This window comes from Archaeoglobus profundus DSM 5631 (genome assembly GCF_000025285.1).
Taxonomy (GTDB): domain Archaea; phylum Halobacteriota; class Archaeoglobi; order Archaeoglobales; family Archaeoglobaceae; genus Archaeoglobus_B; species Archaeoglobus_B profundus.
In genome coordinates, this window is sequence record NC_013741.1 from 636,960 (window position 1) to 655,431 (window position 18,472).

Genomic DNA, 18,472 nt, shown 5'->3' on the forward strand with positions numbered 1-18,472 from the left:
GACTTCAAATGTCAATCAAGAAGAAACTGAGAATATCTAAAGTTCAGAAGATAAAGGAGATTTTATCAAAGAGAAAGCAAGAAAGCAGAAAGAGGATTGCCGTGCTTGTAGATGGCCCGAACATGCTTAGGAAAGAGTTCAATTTAAATCTGAGTGAGATAAGAGATATCCTAAAGGAGTACGGAGATATAAAAGTTGCAAAAGTCTTTCTGAATCAGTATGCAACGGATAAGCTCGTTGAGGCTGTTGAAAATCAGGGGTTTGAGCCTGTGATAACCTCAGGAGATGTAGATGTCAGGATGGCCGTTGAGGCTATGGATTTGATTTACAACGATCTTATAGATGTTTTAGCACTGGTTACGAGAGATGCAGACTTCAAAGCCGTCTTGAAGAAGGCTATGGAAATGGGGAAAGAGACAATTATCATTGGAGCGGAACCGGGATTTTCGACCGCTTTGAAAAACTCCGCAGACATTGCAATAATTTTAAACGAGGACGACTACGAGGATTATGAGGAAGATTGAACTCGTTTTGGCTTTAGACGTTCTTGAGAGGGAAAAAGCTCTAGATATTGCAAATGATGTTAAGGATTACATCTCGCATATAAAGGTAAACTACCCACTCGTTCTTTCGTGCGGTGTTGGAATAATAGGAGAACTTTCAAAGATAAAGCCTGTAATTGCGGATTTTAAAATTGCCGACATACCTTACACTAGTGAAATCATCGCGAGGATCGCTTTCGAGAATGGAGCTAAAGCTGTGATAGTTCACGGATTTGCTGGGAGGGAGACTGTTAAAGCTGTATTAAATGTTGCTAAGGAATTTGATGGTGAAGTTTATGTCGTCACTGAGCTTACAAGCTCCGAGGAATTTTTTAAGGGGATTTCAGACAAAATTGCTAAAATGGCTGTGGAATTGGGTTGTCACGGCATAATAGCTCCTTCAACAAGACCAGAGAGAGTTAAAGCTTTAAAAGAGATCGTAGGAGATATCAAAATTCTGTGTCCGGGAATCGGTGCACAGGGTGGAAGTTTGGAAGTCGTGAAGTATGCTACTCACATAATAGTTGGAAGGGCGATATACAACTCGAAGAATCCTAAAAAATCTGCTGAAGAAATTTATAAAAAGTTAAGCCAACTCGATTGATTACTCAACTACTTCCGCAAACGCGAACTTCTTCAAGACCTTCGTTACCTTTACCTTCACGTCGTCTCCAACCTTCGTTCCCGGAACGAACACAACAAAGCCGTTCACTTTCGCTATTCCGTCTCCACCACTACCCATTGCAACGATTTTTACTTCCCTTACTTCTCCCACACTTACAGGCGGTCTGCTAAATCCCAAATTTCTCAAATTCGGCACCTCCTAATTCGATTAGGCACGTTACTCACAAACTATATAAACCTTTTGCTTAAAAAATTTAAAAGACTTGATAAAAATAAGGAAAGTCTTATCAACTATCGTACTAAAATTTGCGCATGAGATACTTCAGCAACACACTCATATTCGTCGTAGGTTTGGGTTTAATTGTTTTGGGGCTTGTGTTCATCGTTTACTTCCAGCTTCACTACGGTTCTGAGCCAACTTTGGTAAAGACTACCTTTAGCTTGGTTGGATTAGGAGTCCCTTTGGCAGTTCAAGGGATTGCCGGAATGCTTGGATACGTTAAATACTCCAGAGCCACTGGATTATCGGGCTTTCTACTGTGCGTATTAGGCTTACTTGCATTTCTTTATCTCTATCCCAAGGGCTGGATATATCCTACAATCTCAATCGTCGCAACCATCTACGCTCTGGGATTGATCTTGGTATTGGGAGGTTTATTCGCTGAAGTCGTTCAAAGAATAATAGAGTCCAAACCGGTTACAGTATCTAGAGAAATTTCAAAAAAAGCGAGTGGTGAAACTCCCGAGTTTGATGAGAGTGTATTTTTAGAGCCTGTCAAGTTTCCTGAGCCTGAAATTACATTCAAAGATATTGAGACAGGTGATATAAAGTTTGGAAAGGCTTTGAATGGGAGAATAGGGAAAGTCGTGAAAGTTAAGGACAATGTTGATTACGATGCCACTCTCTTGAACAGGGTAAAGGATGGAAAGCTTGAAATTAAGGTTAAGGATGATGAAATTTCGAAGATTTCAAAAATTTTAAAGGATATGGAGAGTAGAATGAAAAAGGATTAATCTTTTAAACTTCTGAAATCACTTACGGCATGGCTAAGGGTTTAGATGTAGGAACTATGAACATAGTCTGTTCTGAGATGGAGGGTGACAACATCGTTTTTGTTCAGCAGAGGAATGCTTTCCTAGAATTGGATTATAGCGATTTAACGAAGATGATGTTGGACAACGCAAACGTTCAGTACGTTATAAGGGGTGACAAGATATACATACTTGGTGATGATGCCCTTAAATTCGCAACAGTCTTTAAGAAGTCGGTAAGAAGACCAATGAAATCAGGAATTTTGAGCCCCGAGGAAAAGGAAGCTGTTCCAATAATAAAACTCATACTTGAGAAAGTTTTGGAAAGTCCATCTTCAAATGGAGAGGCAGTATGTATATCCTCTCCAGCAAATCCCATAGATTCCGACATAGAAACCACTTATCACAGAAAGACATTGGAGGCCTTAGTTAAGAAGATGGGATACACACCCTTTACCATTGACGAAGGCTTGGCAGTTATATACTCAGAGTTAGCCGACAACAGCTTTACAGGAATAGGCATCAGCTTTGGAGCGGGATTGACAAATGTAACTGCGGCATACTTTGCAGCACCAATAGTTTCGTTCAGCATTGCGAGAGGAGGTGATTGGATAGACGAGAATGCAGCAAAAGCAACTGGAATGCCTAAAGAGGAGGTTTGTGCCATAAAGGAGAGCAGATTCGAGTTGAAGTATGAAGTTGAATTGGGTAGCATTGAAGGAGCTCTGGCAATATACTATGATTACCTGCTTACTTACGTGATCGAAAACTTGAGGAGAAAGTTGGCTGAAGTCTCGCCACCACGGGTCGAGTTTCCGGTGGTGTTGGCAGGAGGTACTGCGAAGCCAAAAGGGTTCAAGGAGGCTTTTGAAGAGAAAATTTCGAAAGTTGGACTACCTGTCGAGATATCTACAATAAGGCTTGCGAGAGATCCCCTCCTCAGCGTTGCAAGGGGTTGTCTGATTGCCGCAAAGACCAAAGAGAGTTAGAGCTACAATTTCTTTTTTTGACAAATTTAGTTAGTTTTCTATGATAGAGCATCTCTAGGACTCGAAAAGCTTGACCTAATCTTCAACGGCGGTATTCACGTACCATCCACCATTTTTGATATTGGGAGGGGTTGGAACTGGAAAAGTGTACTTTGCCAACAGTTTACGTACTGTCAAGCTAAATCTGGTTGTAAAGTAGTCTACTTCTGCATAGATAACCCACCAGAGGAGGTAATGGAAAATATGAAGACATTTGGCTGGGATACAGAAGGAATAACGTTTGTAAATATTCATGACGACGAACCTACAGAACACTGGGTAGATCCTTACGATTACGATGAGTTGGTTTGCGGTATTAAGAGGTACTTCAAGGGCGATAGATTCGTGTTCGATTCTATATCGACTTTAACTATGTTGCATGGTGAAAAGAAAAATATACTACTTGGTAAGGAAAATTCACACTTGGACTCTGAAATCAAATGCTGTAAGTGTTCCGAGTGCCGTTAGGGGTATGCATACTCAGAGATTAGCAATTAAACAAGTCCTGAACAATGTGATACTGCTTGAAAAGGAGGGAGAGGAAGTTTTTGTAAGTATTGAGAAAACTACGAAGTCCTCCAAGGTCAAGGGAAGATACGGGCTTGAAATAGATGAGAGAGGGATAAGGGTCATATTCTAAGCAAGGGTTTTTATATCTGTTCATTCAGAGTCTATAACGTGAAGGAGGTTCAGGAGGTCAAGTATCTCATACTGAGACCTTTGGGGTATCCTTTAAAGGCGAGTTATCACGAGTACCCAGTAGTAGACAATCCAAGAGTCTTTGAAAGGTATGCAAGAGATCAATGGAAGGGTGAATACGTTTCTAAAGGTAAAATGCTCTTTGACTATCGCATGTTCCCCGATTTTGCATTTGAGGTAGTTAGCGCTGAACCTGAAGGAATTATTACGGATTCAACCCGCATTCTGGTTGAAAGTCCTAAAAGTGTTGTTGAGACTGAGATAGTTAAGGATGTTAAAATTGAAGATGTAGTTGGGCAAGAGGAGGCTAAAAAGAAGGTGAGGGTTATTCTGAAGTATTTGCAGAATCCTGAAAAGTTTGGAAAGTGGGCACCTAAGAACGTTCTATTCTATGGCCCTCCAGGAACAGGTAAGACGATGACAGCCAAGGCTCTAGCTAACGAGGCGAACGTTCCATTCATATCGGTGAAATCGACCAAACTCATCGGTGAGCATGTCGGCGATGGAGCGAGGAGAATCCATGAGCTTTACGAGAGAGCAAGGCAGGTTGCTCCGTGCATAGTCTTCTTGGACGAATTTGATTCAATAGCTTTGGACAGGAGCTATCAGGACTTGAGAGGTGATGTAAGCGAAGTAGTCAACGCCCTACTTACAGAGTTGGACGGAATTGAAAAGAATGAGGGAATTTGCACAATAGCAGCGACGAATAGGATCGAGCTAATCGATCCGTCAATAAGGAGCAGATTTGAAGAAGAGATTGAATTTACCCTGCCGAGCTTGGAGGAAAGACTTAAGATACTCGAAAACAACTTCAGGGACTTCCCGCTCAAGGTTAGAGCAAATCTAAAGGTGATAGCTGAAATAACAGAGGGCTTCAGTGGAAGAGATCTTGTTGAGAAGGTAATTAAATCGGCTTTGCATAAAGCCATAGCTGAAGAGAGAGAATACATCGGAACCGAAGATTTGGTTAAGGCTGTTGAGAGAGTTAAAAAGCCTGTAAAGCAGCCACCCAAACAGATGTTCATATAACATTAATCTTTTCTTGATAGTGCTATACCGAAAATTGAAGTGGCCAATACTACAGCAGAAATTATACCCGAAAACTGCGGTGCAAATAGAGTGGTCAATATAACGGAGAATTCTCCTCTCGGAACAGTATACTTGAAGATACGTACACCGTCTTTCTTGGATTTGTGAACGTTCAAACCTATAAAATACCCGCTCAGCAGCTTTCCGACAATCGCAATAAAGATTAGAGGTAATACGACACCTATATCGAGCATTTCCAAATTTATACTTGCACCAAACATGACAAAGAAGATAGCCAGAAAAACCTCTTTGAATGGAATGACCAAGTTGTCCAGTTTATATCTCGAAAAAGCAATTCCCAGAGATATTGAAGCCAGAGCTTCCGATATTCCCAGATTTTTAACCAAAACGGCTAAAGATGGAATAGAAAAGGTGGCCAACATTGGAATCTCGTCACTTCTATCAAACAATGATCTGAACATGCGAGAATATTTGTATATAATGTATACGATCGCTAGAAACAGAATTGTCTTTACCAACGGTGATATTCCGCTTAATGACATGAACATTAGAAATCCAATCATTACCAAATCTTCGAAAACCATTAACCAGACAACAGTTTCAGCGAAGGGAAAAATCAATTTTCTAGTGTCAACCAACAATTTTAAGCAGATTGCAGAACTGCTGACATAGATTGCCGAAGATACAACGATACTCACAAAGATGTCGAATCCAGAAGCGAGCAAAATCATTAGAGGAGGGAAGAAGTTAAAGACGAAATCTATTAGGCCAGCATAAGTTATACCCTTCAAATTTCTCGAAACCTGATGAGGATTTATTTTCAGACCAATGTAAAAGAGAAGAAACACAATTCCCAGTTCGCTCAGTACAGAATGATCTCCTCTTATTATTCCAAGATTTTTCAATACCAAACCCAGCAGTATGTACATTGGAATTGGGCTGAATCTTAAGCTCCTGCACAAGTAGGCAATTGCCGTACAAAGGATTATTACTTCAAACTCTTCCATTTCATCTCCCCAGTATAAGCTTCTCGAATCTTTCGATTTGATCGTGCTCTCCTATAACAACTATTACATCTCCCTCTCTGAGTTCTGTTGAAGGTGGTGGGTTTACTATATTCTTGCCCTCCCTAGAGATGGCTATTATCGTTACTCCCGTTTTTCTCCTCAGATCTAATTCCTCTATAGTCTTGCCAGCAAGACTCTTAGGAACAATGTAAGTGTGTACACCAATCCTTAAGTCCGCCAAAGCTGAGAAGACAACTTCGACAGACTCCTCTTTACTCTCAAAAATAGCTCCAGTCAATATGCTTCCCAACCTTACAGCATCTTTAGGAGTTAAAGTTACGACGCAGGGTTTGTCACAATCTCTTTCCAGAACGTAAACTTGAACGTTATTATTCTCCAAAAATACAATTGCAATTTTACCATCCAGCCCATCTATTTCGTACTTGGAACCTACACCCGGTAGCTCGACTGACCTCATTAGTTTAAAGCTTGCATGTATATTGAAAAATCTTGTGAATTTCTGTACAACTTGAGATTGTTTTAAACTTCCTGAAATCTCGTGAAATCCCTGTATTTTGCCAGCAGAAGCGTTACGACTATGACCAGAGTTAGAAATGCTAAAGGACTTAAAAACCACGTGAAGGAAAGCATGCTGTAGAGGAGACCTCTACTACCCAAAGTATAATACGTGCAACCCTTATCCAAAAGCTGAGCGTAGAATTTCTCAGCTGTTATTCCGAGAAGTCTTAAAATTTCCTCTGGAGGCGTAGCTATTAGCAGGCTTAACATTCTGTAGTATCTTATTGATGAGATGAAGAATATGAAGGATAGAGCTTGAATGGCAATCACGAACAGTACCTTGTACTCGAAGGCGGTGACATCGGTTATCTTGAGGTTACGGGCTATTTCATCAATGTTTATTAGCAAATTAAACATAAGACCCATAAATATCAACGATGATGATGCGAAAACGTAGCAGACTTGTATAGCATCCCTCAACTGCTGAACAAGTGTTTCGTACTCCTCCCTCTCAAGCAAATTGGCTATACTCTTTTCTCTTAAGATTCTAACGTAAGCTTTTACGGCTTTTTTAGGATACTTCTCAACGATTAGGAGGTAAAGAGCATGATAACCTCCGAAACAAGCGATAAAGATTAGGAAAGCAAGTATATCGAGTTGTGAAACCATGCGAGTATATTGACCATCTCAGATTTATATTTTCTCGCTTCCCAAAATCCAGGATCGAAGAACACTACAATCTGAACATCGAACAGTTCAGCGAAGGTTGATAAACACTTTTAAATTTTTAACAGCAATTTGATCTTATGAAAGTTGTACCCGGTAAAGCCTCTCCTCTCCTAGCCAAAAGAATTGCCGACAGACTTGGCTGTGACCTCGCAAAAACGACTTACAAGGTCTTTCCCGATGGAGAACTTTACGTTAGAGTTGAAAAGGTCGATGAGGCTGTGGTTGTTCAAAGTATAAACTCGAACGAAGACTTAGTTCAGCTTATGCTGATCTTCGATGCCTTGAAGGATGCAGAAATAAAAGCGGTGATTCCCTATATGGGGTATGCTAGGCAGGATAGAGAGTTCAACGAGGGTGAAGCTGTAAGCATAAGAGCAATTGCAAAACTTATCGAGGGCTACGCAGACAAAGTAATTACTGTAAACATCCACAGTGAAAAAGCCAAGAGCTACTTCAAGAACCTCGTTGAAGTAGATGCGATGCCTCTAATTGGTGAGTACTACAAGGGAAAGAATGTCGTAATGATTTCACCAGATTTAGGCTCGTTCAACAGAGTTAAAGTTGCATCGAGCTACGCTGGTTGCGAATTCGATTATTTGGAGAAGAGAAGAATTAGTGCTGAAGAGGTAGAGATAAAGCCAAAGAGTTTGAATGTTGAGGGTAAAGATGTTGTGATAGTCGATGACATAATCTCGACAGGTGGGACTATAGTTGAGGCAACGAAGGTTCTCAAGGCTTTGGGAGCCAAATCGGTTGAATGTGCGTGTGTTCATGCTGTCTTGGCAGGAGATGCTTTGAACAAGTTATTCAACGCCGGAGTAAAAAGAGTGATTGCAACGGATACAATTGAGAAATCCGTTAGTGTGATAAGCGTTGCGGATGAGATAGCAAAGGTTTTAAGATCTTAAAAAATTGTGTCAGAGTCCCGATTTTCATCACTTTTCAGTGCTCAGCCTCCTCATCACTCAAGTAGTAGAATGTGTAGTTGTTTATTTCAACTTTAACGTTTCCCCTTGTCTCACCATAAACCATCCATCCCGGCTTGTCATCGATTGAACAGCAGACCACGTCCGGATAACTTCTTTTTCCATCAGACCAAGCTATCAAAGTTCCTCCGACGAGTATATCCGCTATAGCCTTAGCTTTTTCGAAGTCAAGCTCTAGCCCCTCAATCTTTACCTTCACTTCTTTCATTAGTAAGTTTTAGCAACTCCAACGAGATAACCCTTTCCCCCGCAGACGACACAACTTCCCTCCAAGCTCACATCGAGCCACTCAGGCTTCTCCTCCATTCTTCCGAGCACACTACCATAGTTCTCAAGTTCTCTCTCACAATCCTCGCAAGCGTAAACCAAAGCTACCTTCCTACCCTCTACAGCCTCAGCAACTTCCTCGATACTGTTACAAACAACGATCTTACTTTTCGCATTATCAACAGCCCTAGATCTCAATCTCTCCTTAAGATCCTTAGCCCATTTGAAGATAGTATCTGCAGTGATCTCATCAAATGTCACACTGAACTTTTTCCTTTCATCTCTAAACGATACGACTACCTCTCCATTCTCAGCTTCTCTAGGACCAATCTCAAACCTTATCGGAACACCCTTGAGCTCCCACTTGTAATACTTGGCTCCCGGTCTTTCATCGCTGTCGTCCAAAACAACTCTGAAACACTTAAGCCTCTCATAGAGCTTCCTTGAAAGCTCCATAACTTTCTCTTCCTTTCCTTTGTAGAGTATTGGGATTATTACGATCTGAACTGGTGCTACCTCGAAAGGCAAAACTAAGCCTAAATCGTCGCCGTGGATAGAGATTAGAGATGCGATGCACCTTTCAGATATGCCGTAGCAAGTTTGATGTGCATAAGCGTGATCTCCTTCTGGCGTTTCGTATTTAATCTCAAATGTCCTTGCGAAGTTGTCTGCTAGGTTGTGAACAGTTCCTATTTGCAGAGTTCTTCCGTCTGGCATTATCGTGTCAAGTGCAATCGTGTAATCGGCACCGGGGAACTTATCCCACTCAGGACGTCTAAATACCAAATAAGGGATTGCAAGGAAGTCGTAGAATTCCTTGTAAAGTTTAACTGCTTGTCTAACCTGCTCTTCCGCCTCCTCATAAGTTCTGTGAACTGTGTGAGCTTCCTTAAATGACGTTACCTCTCTAAGCCTGATTAAAGGACGGGTGTGCTTGGTTTCATACCTGAACACGTTAACTATCTGATAAACCTTCAGAGGCAAATCAGCATGACTCCTTATCCAGAGCTTGAACATGGGATACATTGCTGTCTCACTCGTAGGTCTCAAGGCCAATTTGACATCCAGAGGCTCCAAACCGCCGTGAGTTACCCAGTAAACCTCATCTTCAAACCCCTTTATGTGCTTGCTCTCCTTCATCAGCATGTCCTCTGGAATTAACGTCGGGAAATACACTTCTTGATGATCCCTGTCCAAAAGTTCTCTCAGCTTTGCATAAACCAGCTGCCTGATCTTGAAACCGAATGGAAGCCAGACGTACAGTCCCTTGACAGGGTAACGAATGTCCATTATCTCTGCCTGCTGGATTACTTCGTGATACCACTCCGAGAAATTCTCCTTAGGTGGTAACACGAATTCGGCAAGGCTCACTTCTATTAAGTTTTATGCTTTAAACCCATCAAAGAAGATTAGATATGCCTGACTTTGATAATTTGAAAGGTAAGTCCCAAAATATAAGGTAAGGAATTTGGAATGATTTGAGCTCAGACTTTTTAAATACACAGCAAGACAGCATTTAAGATGAAGTGCAGATGTGGAAGGAAAGCCGTGTTTCACTCAAGGGTTTATCGAATAACTCTCTGCGATGAATGCTTTCCAAAATTTTACGTTAACCTCGTAAAAAGGAGCATAAAGCGTTATGGAATCCTTAAGAGCTCTGAAAAAATTTTGGTCTGCGTATCTGGCGGAAAAGATAGTACTGCAATGGCTTACGCATTGAACGAACTTGACTACAACATCGAGCTCTTTCACATAGATTTGGGAATTGGAAATTATTCGAAGGAGTCCCTAAAGGCTGTGGAGGAGCTCGCTCAAACTCTGAACTTAAACTTAAACGTTGTTAAGCTGGAAGACTATGGATTCACAATAGATGATGTTGAAAGTAAGAAGGTTTGTTCAGCATGCGGCATAGTAAAACGCTACATCATGAACAGATTTGCAAGGGAAAGGGGTTTCGATGTGATTGCTACTGCTCATACATGCGAGGACATCATACTGTTCTTCATAAAGAACGTGCTCAGTGGAAATGTTGAATATATATCCAAGCTGAGTCCCAGAATTGACGGATTCGACAAGCTAGTAGCTAAGGCTAAACCCCTCTTCGAGAGGACTGAAAAAGAGAATGCAACGCTCGTTCTAACGTTGAATTTGCCATTTACGCCAATGGAGTGTCCTCACGCTCCAAACGATATCTGGAAGGAAATAATTTATGAGATAGAAGCTAAGAGAAGAGGATTTAAGCAGAACTTCGTGAGAGGAATTGTAAAGCTTGCGAAAAGTGTTAAGGCTGAGGAATGGGAAGTTAAGCACTGCAAAATCTGTGGAGAAGTTTCAAATTTCGAGATCTGCTCATTCTGTAAAATTGTCGAGAGGTATTCGAGGAAAAATCGCTGAGGAGAAAGATTGAGTGATTAGTACCATTCCATTCCTCTCATCTTAAGCTCTCTTCTCTTTCTTTCCAAGAACCTTATAACTGTTGAGTGCTGTGCTCCGTTGATGAGCATCTCTATAGCTTCTCTCGCTATTGCAACACTCTCAACATCACCTAATATCGCCACGGTTTTACCGTAAACTGAAACATGGACGTTTAGGAGATCCTCGAGTGTCTTTCTCATACTACCCTCCTTTCCAATTATCCTGCCCTTGATTCTCTGTAAGTGCCTGTCCGAGACGTAGGATGTCAAGTCTATTACATCCAAGGTAATCATATCATCCTCCAAAAGCTTGATAGCTATATCCGGGTTGAATCCATGAGCTATTGCCTTAACGACATCCTGTACTCTCATGAACTTGTACGGATCCTCACATTGAATTTTTACCACTCCTGTCTTACTGCTAATCTTTATCTTGCAACCGCTCAGTTCCTCAATTCTCTTTTTGATTTCGCCCTCCTTCCCTATTAGCACACCTATCCTGTCTTCGGGGATTGTAAGCTCAATCTCCATCATTTCACCTCACAAACATTCTTCACCGAATCGATGGCTGACAACATTAAAAGTGTAACCCCTTTGACAACTGCGGTAACGATTTACTGATTGACTAAAGGTAAGACAATAACATCTGAAATTTTTCTTCATATACCGTAATGCATAAACTACAGTAGCAAACGCCCAAGATCTCTATTGGAGTTCCATTGCTCACTCTCAATGTTCCTCTGTGATTTCTTCCATCAAAGTTTCCAGATCAGCCTTAATACCGAACTTTGAGAAGAATCTTAAAATGTTTTTCAAATCCCTCTCCAAGTAGCTCCTTGCATAGGGATGATCGATGAGAACACTCTGCCCCATATCTATGAAATAGGGCTTATCTTTGAAGAGGACTATGTTGTACTCGCTTAAATCGGCGTGAACTAACTCCGCTTTTTTGTAAAGCTTCTTAACATTCTCAATAACATCTTCAAAGAATTTTTCCACATCGACGAGCTCCTTAAGCTCTAAGCCAAGATCTGCAAGAGTCGGAGCGGGAATTTCGTCTTCTCCCAAAAATTCCATTAGAATTATGTTCTTGTAGTAAATGTAGGGCTTTGGAACTCTAACACCGTTTTCATAAGCCCTCTGAAGGTTTCTAAACTCCTTTTCAGTCCAAATAAATATAAGCTCCTTCTTGGAAATTCTTCTCAGATCGAACCTCTTATCTCCGAAGAGGTATTCATCCATCTTGTAAAATTCGCTCGTTTCTATCCTGTATATTTTCACTGCGACCGGAACATCTTGCCCTTCGAAGTGACCATCAGCGTAGAAGACGTTAGCTTCTTTTCCAGTCGATATAACTCCACCCAAGGCTTTTATATAACCTTTAGCCGAGAGCTTGTAGAGAGCTTTCAGAGTTCTCAAATCGAGGACTTCTGCATATATCTTACGAGCTTCCATTCCTTTCTCCTTAAACCTGAAACTGTCAAGATATCGATCTATCTCTTTCAGCTCTTTATCTTTCATTCGACAAAGAGTTACTCGAAGCTTAATAAACCTAATTATTCCGATAAGGTTAAATTCAAACTCCCATTATCGGGAGAAATGCTAAAGGAAGGTATAATACTCTGCTTCGGCGGACAAGGCGGTGTTACTGCTGGAAGAATTCTTGCACTAGCATGTGTTAAAGATGGTCTTTACGCTCAGGCCATACCGCATTTCGGTGCTGAGAGGAGAGGAGCTTTGGTTAAAAACTACTTGAGAATATCCGATAAACCAATAAGGAGACACTCCTCAGTAAAAAAAGGAGATTTCGTAGTCGTTTTCGCCGAAAGAATATTTGAAATTGTTGATATTCACGAGCTTTTGAAGGATGATGGTATATTGATTTTGAACTCGAAGAAGGGTTTTGATGGCTTAAGATGCTACTACGTTGATGCTAGCGAGATAGCTCTGAGCTTAAACTTAGTTTCAGCAGGATGGCCAATTGTAAATACGGCTATGGCAGGGGCTACGGCTAAAGCTTTAGGACTGACGCTCGATTCTGTGATTGAATCGATTAAGGAGCTTTTCAAAGGTAAGCTTGCTGAGGTCAATGCAAAAGCTGTTGAGATCGCTTATAGGGAGGTGAAAGAGTGGAATATATAGATGTTCTGATTTCCAAGCCTTCTAAGGGATCATCTGGAAAAACTGGGCTTTGGAGAACTTTTAAGCCAGTATATAAAGAAGATAAATGTGTTTCTTGCTTCGAATGCTACGTATACTGTCCAGAGAACTGCATAAGCCTAAAGGATCTGAAAATAGAAATCGATTACGAATATTGCAAGGGCTGCGGTGTCTGTTCCAACGTTTGTCCAGCAGAAGCTATAGAGATGATTAAGGAGGTGTAGAGATGAGAACGATTTTAACAGGAAATTATGCTGTTGCTGAAGCCGTGAAACTTTCAAGGGTCAAAGTTATTGCCGCCTATCCAATAACACCTCAGACGACTATTGTTGAAAGGTTGGCAGAGATGGTAGAGAGAGGGGAGATCGATGCAGAGTTTGTAAGAGTTGAATCAGAGCATTCCGCTTTAGCTGTAGTCTATGGAAGTTCTTCCGCTGGTCTCAGGTCATTCACGGCTACTTCAAGTCACGGTCTGCTTTACATGTACGAGATGTGCTGGTGGGTATCCAATGCGAGGATCCCTCTCGTTATGGCAGTAGTGACGAGAACAATAGGGCCTCCGTGGAATATACATACGGAACATACGGACATATTGACGCTCAGAGATTCGGGATGGATCGTGGCTATGGCTGAGAATGCTCAAGAGGCTTTGGATTTAACCATACAGGGTTTTAAGGTGAGTGAAAGCGTTAATTTACCTTTCGCAGTTGGTTTGGACGGTTTCGTAATCAGTCACACAGCTGAAGTTGTTGATGTTCCAGATCAATCTTCTGTGGATTCGTTCCTGCCAGATAGAAAACAAGCTTACGTCATCACTCCTGATGAGCCGATTGCAATCGGTAACATAGCTCAGGACGAGGTAGCAATGAGATTGAGGTACGACATGGCTAGGGATATGGAGAGATCGAAAGAAGTGATAGAGAGAGTAGGTAGGGAGTTTGGAGAGAAATTTGGAAGGAAATACGGTTTGGTGGAGCATTACATGACCGAAGATGCAGATTACGTCGTTATAATGAGTGGAGCTTGGTGCGGAGATGCTAAAGAGGCAGTAGATATTTTAAGGAGTAAGGGGATCCCGATAGGACTTCTCAAGCTAACATACGTGAGACCTTTCCCAATAGAGGAACTCCAAAAGATTGAGGATAGAGAAGTGCTAGTAATAGACAGATCGTTTTCAATGGGGCATAAAGGTATTCTTGGCTTGGAAGTTGGAAACGTTTTGGATTGCAAGAACGTTATAGCCGGGCTCTGCGGTGTGGATATGGGTGTAGAAGATTTTGTAGAGATCTTTAACAGATTCGTGAGGGGAGAGATCAAAGAAGTTGAGTGGTGGTTGAAATGAAGTTGGCGGATGAAATAGGTTGTCCTCTGCTGCCCGGGAATCCGTCGTGCCAAGGATGTCCGCATGCAATAGGTCTGAAGGCTTTGAGCGTCTTGAAAAATCCAATTGTAGTAGTTCCAGCTGGGTGCACGACGATAATAGCAGGGATACATCCAAAATCATCCATTGATTTTCCTCTAATTCATGTTCCCTTTGCATCCGCTCCAGCAGTTGCATGCGGTTTGTCCAAAGCTTACGATAACGTCGTAGTTTGGATGGGTGATGGAGCTGCGGATATAGGGTTTGCAACACTGAGCGGGTCTGCAATAAGGAATGACAACATTATCGTAATCGTGAGCGACAACGAGGCTTACATGAATACTGGAATTCAGGCGAGTGGAACTACATTCTGGAAAGCTAAGACTACAACATCGCCTACTGGTAAAAGAGAGGAGAAGAAAGATTTGGCTCTTATAATGCTAATGCACAGAGTTCCTTACGTAGCTACCGCAAGTATCGGTTACATGCGCGACTTCGTTCAGAAAGTTAAAAAGGCTGGTAGTACCAAGGGCTTCAGGTTCATTCATTTACACAGTCCCTGTCCTCCGGGATGGAGGTTCGATTCATCAAAAACTGTTGAGATCGCAAGGATGGCAGTTAAAAGCGGGGCTTGGATTCTGTGGGAGTACGATGGAAAATTTAGATTAACTGGAGCGAGCAGAAAGTACAGAGAAAAGGATAAGAGATTTCCTCTCGCCGATTATATAAAAGCTCAAGGTAGGTTCAGGGGTTTAAGCGATGACGATGTTAGAGAGATAGAGATAAAAATTGATAATGTTTGGAAAGTAGTCGAAGTTCTTGAAAGAACTTTTTGATAGTTTTACAAATATTTTCGACAAGCTTCCCCATTACTAAACACTAAATAAGTTTAGATAAGTTTGTTCAAGCATTCTATGTATGCCTCGACGGATGCATGAATTATGTCTGTGCTTCTACCTATTGCCGTAACTACTCTGTCATCCTTTTCGAGCTGTATTATGACATCAACGGGAGCATCAGTTCCAGTCATAATCCTGATTTTTTCAACCAATCCCGAAAGCTTTGGATTTTTCTCGACAAGCTTTTCTATGTATTCTATGACCTTATCGTCTATTATAGCGTTGGCCTTGTAGTTGACGAGCTTAACGTTCACCAGCTCACCAACGGCCTTATCACCGCTCTTATTCGCGTACTCTTTTAAAGCGTTCTTTAAAGCTCTTATCGACGCATCGAACGGACCTTTACCCAGAGCTGTAGCCTCGATGTCCTCTCCGTTTAAGCATATCTTTATGCTTGCATGAGGCGATGTCCCGCTTTTACCGCATACAACGTTCAGACCCTTCAAAACGATCTTCTTGCCCTTTTTAACCTTCAAAACTTCCTCAATTATCTTTATGAGATCTGATCCCATGACTTTCTGTCCCCTTCCTTCCATCTCCTTTATTCTCTTCATTATTTCCTTCACTTGTTCACCACTCGCTTCGTATCCCAACTCCTCTATCAACCTCATTATGCTAGCTTTACCGCTGTGCTTTCCATGAACTATCGCCCTTTTCCTTCCAATCATCTCTGGTGATATTGGTTCGTAAGCTTTGGCATTTCTAAGCAAAGCAGAGGTATGAATTCCACTTTCGTGCATGAAGGCGTTGTATCCTACAATTGGCTTGTTTAGAGCTATCGGGAATCTTGTCAAAGCTTCGACAAGCTTCGATGTATCGTAAATCTTCTCCTTCCTAATTTTCGTCTTAATGCCGTAAAATGTTTCCAAAGCCAGAACTACTTCTTCAAGAGGAGCGTTTCCAGCTCTCTCACCCAATCCATTGATGGTTACGTGAATCTCCCTTGCTCCACCCTTAACTGCAAATATCGTGTTTGCAGTAGCCAACCCGAAGTCGTTGTGTCCGTGAAAAGCTATCGGAACGTTAAACTCTGAAGTTAGCTCTCTCATTATGCATTCAGCCTTTTCGGGGGTAAGAACTCCGACAGTATCTGTGAATGTCAACCTATCGGCGCCAGCATCCAGAACCGCTCTAAAGAGAGCCTTCACAAAATTTAAGTTCGCTCTTGAAGAATCTTCAGCACCAAACTCGACTATCAAACCTCTCTCCTTAGCGTATTCAACTGCTTTAACTGACATCTCGATTATATCATCACCACTCTTATTCGGAAACTTCGTTTTAATGTGTATGTCCGATGAAGGTGCAACCATGAAAACCGAATCGGCATCGGCATTTGCAACCGCATCTATATCTATCTCCTTAATTCTCGCAAAGCTACATATCTCCGCCTTTAATCCAGCGTTTGCAATTTCCTTTACAGCTCTAAACTCCTCCTCACCAGCTATAGCCGTTCCGGCCTCTATCACATCAACTCCGAGATCATCCAAAGCTTGAGCTATTATCAGCTTCTGCTCGACTGTCAGAGAGACTCCCGGAGTTTGTTCTCCATCTCTGAGCGTAGTATCAAGAATCCTTAGCATCGCTCAGGCTTGGCACAGCTTAAGATATACCTTTCGATTGGTCAAGATTTATAAATCGAGATGGTAAAATTGGAATGTGAAGGCAGTAGTCCTCTGTGCAGGCTTCGGAACGAGGATGGGCAGAACTGTTAAGCCCCTCTTAAAGGTCGCAGGAAGGGAGATAATGTTTAGAAATCTCAAGCTACTTCAAGATAACGGTATAGACGAGTTTGTTGTGGTTGTTAACAACGAGAACAGAAAAGCGATCGAAGATTTCCTCAAAAGAAACAACTTCAAGTATCGAATCGTTGTAAATCCTCACCCTGAGAGGGGAAACGGTTACTCGTTCTACTTGGCTAAGGACTTTGTCGATGACAGGTTTGTGTTGGTCATGGGTGATCACGTTTACGATGAGGAGTTTGTTAGAGTAGCTTTAAGAGGAGATGGACTTATATGCGACAGAAATCCGCTTTACGTCGATATAGATGAGGCAACGAAGGTGCTCGTCGAGAATGGAAGGATTAAGAGGATTGGAAAGGATTTGAAGGAATGGTGTTGCGTTGATACGGGATTTTTCATCTTAACCAGGGATGTTTTTAAATATGCTGAGGAAATAATTGACAGAGAGGAGATCAAGCTTTCCGATATAATAGAAAGAAGTAGGATTAAGGTTACCGAAATCTCTGGTCTATTTTGGATGGATGTTGATACCCCTGAGGAGTTGAAGAAGGCGAATAAACTTTTAGTTAGGAAGAGTTACAAGGGGAGGGGGGACGGTTTCGTATCGAGGCGTATAAACAGAAAGATAAGCTTAAGGCTCTCCGAGCTTCTTGTTAATCGCATCACACCAAACCAAGCTACTCTAATTAGCTTTCTAGTTGGAATATTTTCAGCAATTCTAAACTTGTTTTCGATACCTCTTGCAGGTCTAGTTTATCAAATCAGCTCTATACTTGACGGAATAGACGGTGAAATTGCTAGGGCTAGCTTAAGGACTTCAAAATTCGGAGGATGGCTTGATTCGGTATTGGATAGATACGTAGACTTCCTGTTCCTCCTAACCCTATCTTTTGTTTCGAATTTGAATAATTTGGAGTGGATTATAGCATGTTTTGCAATGTTCGGCTCTTTCATGGTTAGCTATACTACCGAAAGATACAAAGGTGCCTTCTTCAGCGACTTTTACAACGATTTTGACTTCAAATTCCCAGGTAAGAGGGATGAGAGGATATTCCTGATATTCCTCTTTTGTCTGTTCTCATTCCTTGGAAAGTTTGTAATCGTTACACTGTTAGCGTTGATAGCGGTGATAACTAATCTGAGAGTCGTTACAACGATTTACATAGTGTATAAGAATAAAAGATTCGTCTAAGCCTTTTCGATCTTCATCTTAATCTTTATCATGTCCTCGTAGAGCGGGATAGCCATGTAAACGTTCAGAGCCAATGCCAAAGCTTTTGCATCCCTTGTCACACTCAAGAGTCTTTCTACAAAATCCTCCAACTCCCTAAGCTTTTTCAAAGCCTCTTCAAGGTTTCCAGACCTGTAAACATCCAAGAACTCTCTAACCCTCCCTATAACTATCGCATCCATAGTA

Annotated in this window: 23 protein-coding genes and 1 pseudogene; 14 read left to right on the forward strand and 10 right to left on the reverse strand. The window is 41.6% G+C overall.

Annotation, left to right across the window (positions count from 1 at the left end):
* The first annotated feature begins 8 nt into the window (after positions 1-8).
* On the forward strand, positions 9-524 hold the full coding sequence (locus ARCPR_RS03705; protein ID WP_012940144.1) for a TIGR00288 family NYN domain-containing protein: 516 nt from the start codon (positions 9-11) through the stop codon (positions 522-524).
* Entirely contained in the window at positions 511-1,146 is a 636-nt protein-coding gene (pyrF, locus tag ARCPR_RS03710; RefSeq protein WP_012940145.1) for an orotidine-5'-phosphate decarboxylase, read from the forward strand. Before ARCPR_RS03705 ends, pyrF begins: the two co-directional genes overlap by 14 nt.
* On the opposite strand, the gene ARCPR_RS09905 is transcribed toward pyrF, so the two are convergent.
* A complete protein-coding gene (locus ARCPR_RS09905) occupies positions 1,147-1,353 on the reverse strand; it encodes a TRAM domain-containing protein (protein WP_012940146.1) in 207 nt (68 codons plus the stop codon). It lies immediately after the preceding gene.
* 125 nt (positions 1,354-1,478) lie between these two features.
* Here ARCPR_RS09905 and ARCPR_RS03720 point away from each other — a divergent pair, with 125 nt between their 5' ends.
* The 5 genes and pseudogenes from ARCPR_RS03720 to ARCPR_RS03735 all read left to right on the forward strand — a co-directional run bounded on the left by ARCPR_RS03720 (position 1,479) and on the right by ARCPR_RS03735 (position 4,954).
* Positions 1,479-2,180, forward strand: coding sequence for a DUF7139 domain-containing protein (locus tag ARCPR_RS03720; protein WP_012940147.1), 702 nt, complete (start codon positions 1,479-1,481; stop codon positions 2,178-2,180).
* A 29-nt stretch (positions 2,181-2,209) separates the two neighbouring features.
* Positions 2,210-3,187, forward strand: coding sequence for a disk-shape morphogenesis protein volactin (locus ARCPR_RS03725; RefSeq protein ID WP_012940148.1), 978 nt, complete (start codon positions 2,210-2,212; stop codon positions 3,185-3,187).
* 69 nt (positions 3,188-3,256) lie between these two features.
* Positions 3,257-3,694: pseudogene (locus ARCPR_RS09470) on the forward strand (RAD55 family ATPase); the annotation flags it as partial.
* Between the two features lie 4 nt (positions 3,695-3,698).
* A complete protein-coding gene (locus ARCPR_RS09725; RefSeq protein WP_187286423.1) occupies positions 3,699-3,866 on the forward strand; it encodes a hypothetical protein in 168 nt (55 codons plus the stop codon).
* Between the two features lie 38 nt (positions 3,867-3,904).
* A complete protein-coding gene (locus ARCPR_RS03735; protein ID WP_012940150.1) occupies positions 3,905-4,954 on the forward strand; it encodes an AAA family ATPase in 1,050 nt (349 codons plus the stop codon).
* A 2-nt stretch (positions 4,955-4,956) separates the two neighbouring features.
* Here the strand turns inward: ARCPR_RS03735 and ARCPR_RS03740 are convergent, their stop codons facing one another.
* The 3 genes from ARCPR_RS03740 to ARCPR_RS03750 all read right to left on the reverse strand — a co-directional run bounded on the left by ARCPR_RS03740 (position 4,957) and on the right by ARCPR_RS03750 (position 7,170).
* Positions 4,957-5,982, reverse strand: coding sequence for a cation:proton antiporter (locus tag ARCPR_RS03740; RefSeq protein WP_012940151.1), 1,026 nt, complete (start codon positions 5,980-5,982; stop codon positions 4,957-4,959).
* Position 5,983: 1 nt separating this feature from the next.
* A complete protein-coding gene (locus ARCPR_RS03745; RefSeq protein ID WP_012940152.1) occupies positions 5,984-6,460 on the reverse strand; it encodes a cation:proton antiporter regulatory subunit in 477 nt (158 codons plus the stop codon).
* A gap of 62 nt (positions 6,461-6,522) precedes the next feature.
* A complete protein-coding gene (locus tag ARCPR_RS03750; protein ID WP_012940153.1) occupies positions 6,523-7,170 on the reverse strand; it encodes a DUF599 domain-containing protein in 648 nt (215 codons plus the stop codon).
* Between the two features lie 137 nt (positions 7,171-7,307).
* On the opposite strand from ARCPR_RS03750, the gene ARCPR_RS03755 reads away from it, so the two are divergent.
* Positions 7,308-8,138 carry a ribose-phosphate diphosphokinase gene (locus ARCPR_RS03755; RefSeq protein WP_012940154.1) on the forward strand — a complete coding sequence of 277 codons (831 nt, stop codon included), beginning with the start codon at positions 7,308-7,310 and terminating at the stop codon, positions 8,136-8,138.
* Positions 8,139-8,172: 34 nt separating this feature from the next.
* Here the strand turns inward: ARCPR_RS03755 and ARCPR_RS03760 are convergent, their stop codons facing one another.
* Both ARCPR_RS03760 and proS read right to left on the reverse strand, forming a co-directional pair.
* Positions 8,173-8,424, reverse strand: coding sequence for an AF1514 family protein (locus ARCPR_RS03760; protein WP_012940155.1), 252 nt, complete (start codon positions 8,422-8,424; stop codon positions 8,173-8,175).
* Positions 8,424-9,836 (reverse strand): proline--tRNA ligase, encoded by a 1,413-nt coding sequence (gene proS, locus ARCPR_RS03765; protein ID WP_148208670.1) that lies wholly within the window; start codon positions 9,834-9,836, stop codon positions 8,424-8,426. Before proS ends, ARCPR_RS03760 begins: the two co-directional genes overlap by 1 nt.
* Positions 9,837-10,004: 168 nt before the next feature.
* Between proS and ARCPR_RS03770 the strand changes: the two genes are divergently transcribed.
* Positions 10,005-10,877, forward strand: coding sequence for an ATP-binding protein (locus tag ARCPR_RS03770; RefSeq protein ID WP_012940157.1), 873 nt, complete (start codon positions 10,005-10,007; stop codon positions 10,875-10,877).
* Between the two features lie 17 nt (positions 10,878-10,894).
* On the opposite strand, the gene ARCPR_RS03775 is transcribed toward ARCPR_RS03770, so the two are convergent.
* Both ARCPR_RS03775 and ARCPR_RS03780 read right to left on the reverse strand, forming a co-directional pair.
* On the reverse strand, positions 10,895-11,428 hold the full coding sequence (locus ARCPR_RS03775) for a KH domain-containing protein (protein WP_012940158.1): 534 nt from the start codon (positions 11,426-11,428) through the stop codon (positions 10,895-10,897).
* A gap of 198 nt (positions 11,429-11,626) precedes the next feature.
* The gene (locus tag ARCPR_RS03780) at positions 11,627-12,418 is read right to left on the reverse strand and encodes a serine protein kinase RIO (RefSeq protein WP_012940159.1); all 792 of its coding nucleotides are present in this window, start codon (positions 12,416-12,418) and stop codon (positions 11,627-11,629) included.
* Between the two features lie 78 nt (positions 12,419-12,496).
* On the opposite strand from ARCPR_RS03780, the gene ARCPR_RS03785 reads away from it, so the two are divergent.
* From ARCPR_RS03785 to ARCPR_RS03800, 4 genes are read left to right on the forward strand one after another with little or no spacing between them, the layout of a single operon-like run.
* Positions 12,497-13,039, forward strand: coding sequence for a 2-oxoacid:acceptor oxidoreductase family protein (locus tag ARCPR_RS03785; protein ID WP_012940160.1), 543 nt, complete (start codon positions 12,497-12,499; stop codon positions 13,037-13,039).
* Entirely contained in the window at positions 13,027-13,281 is a 255-nt protein-coding gene (locus ARCPR_RS03790) for a 4Fe-4S binding protein (protein ID WP_012940161.1), read from the forward strand. The genes ARCPR_RS03785 and ARCPR_RS03790 overlap by 13 nt, the downstream gene beginning before the upstream one ends.
* Before the next feature lie 2 nt (positions 13,282-13,283).
* Entirely contained in the window at positions 13,284-14,399 is a 1,116-nt protein-coding gene (locus tag ARCPR_RS03795) for a pyruvate ferredoxin oxidoreductase (RefSeq protein WP_012940162.1), read from the forward strand.
* Positions 14,396-15,253 (forward strand): thiamine pyrophosphate-dependent enzyme, encoded by an 858-nt coding sequence (locus ARCPR_RS03800; RefSeq protein ID WP_012940163.1) that lies wholly within the window; start codon positions 14,396-14,398, stop codon positions 15,251-15,253. Before ARCPR_RS03795 ends, ARCPR_RS03800 begins: the two co-directional genes overlap by 4 nt.
* A gap of 53 nt (positions 15,254-15,306) precedes the next feature.
* Here ARCPR_RS03800 and ARCPR_RS03805 read toward each other — a convergent pair whose 3' ends face one another.
* Positions 15,307-16,896, reverse strand: coding sequence for a homocitrate synthase/isopropylmalate synthase family protein (locus tag ARCPR_RS03805; RefSeq protein ID WP_012940164.1), 1,590 nt, complete (start codon positions 16,894-16,896; stop codon positions 15,307-15,309).
* Positions 16,897-16,972: 76 nt separating this feature from the next.
* Between ARCPR_RS03805 and ARCPR_RS03810 the strand changes: the two genes are divergently transcribed.
* Positions 16,973-18,247: a bifunctional L-myo-inositol-1-phosphate cytidylyltransferase/CDP-L-myo-inositol myo-inositolphosphotransferase gene (locus ARCPR_RS03810; RefSeq protein ID WP_012940165.1), complete on the forward strand. Its 1,275-nt coding sequence runs from the start codon at positions 16,973-16,975 to the stop codon at positions 18,245-18,247.
* On the opposite strand, the gene ARCPR_RS03815 is transcribed toward ARCPR_RS03810, so the two are convergent.
* Positions 18,244-18,468 carry a hypothetical protein gene (locus ARCPR_RS03815; protein ID WP_012940166.1) on the reverse strand — a complete coding sequence of 75 codons (225 nt, stop codon included), beginning with the start codon at positions 18,466-18,468 and terminating at the stop codon, positions 18,244-18,246. The genes ARCPR_RS03810 and ARCPR_RS03815 overlap by 4 nt on opposite strands.
* Positions 18,469-18,472 lie beyond the last annotated feature (4 nt).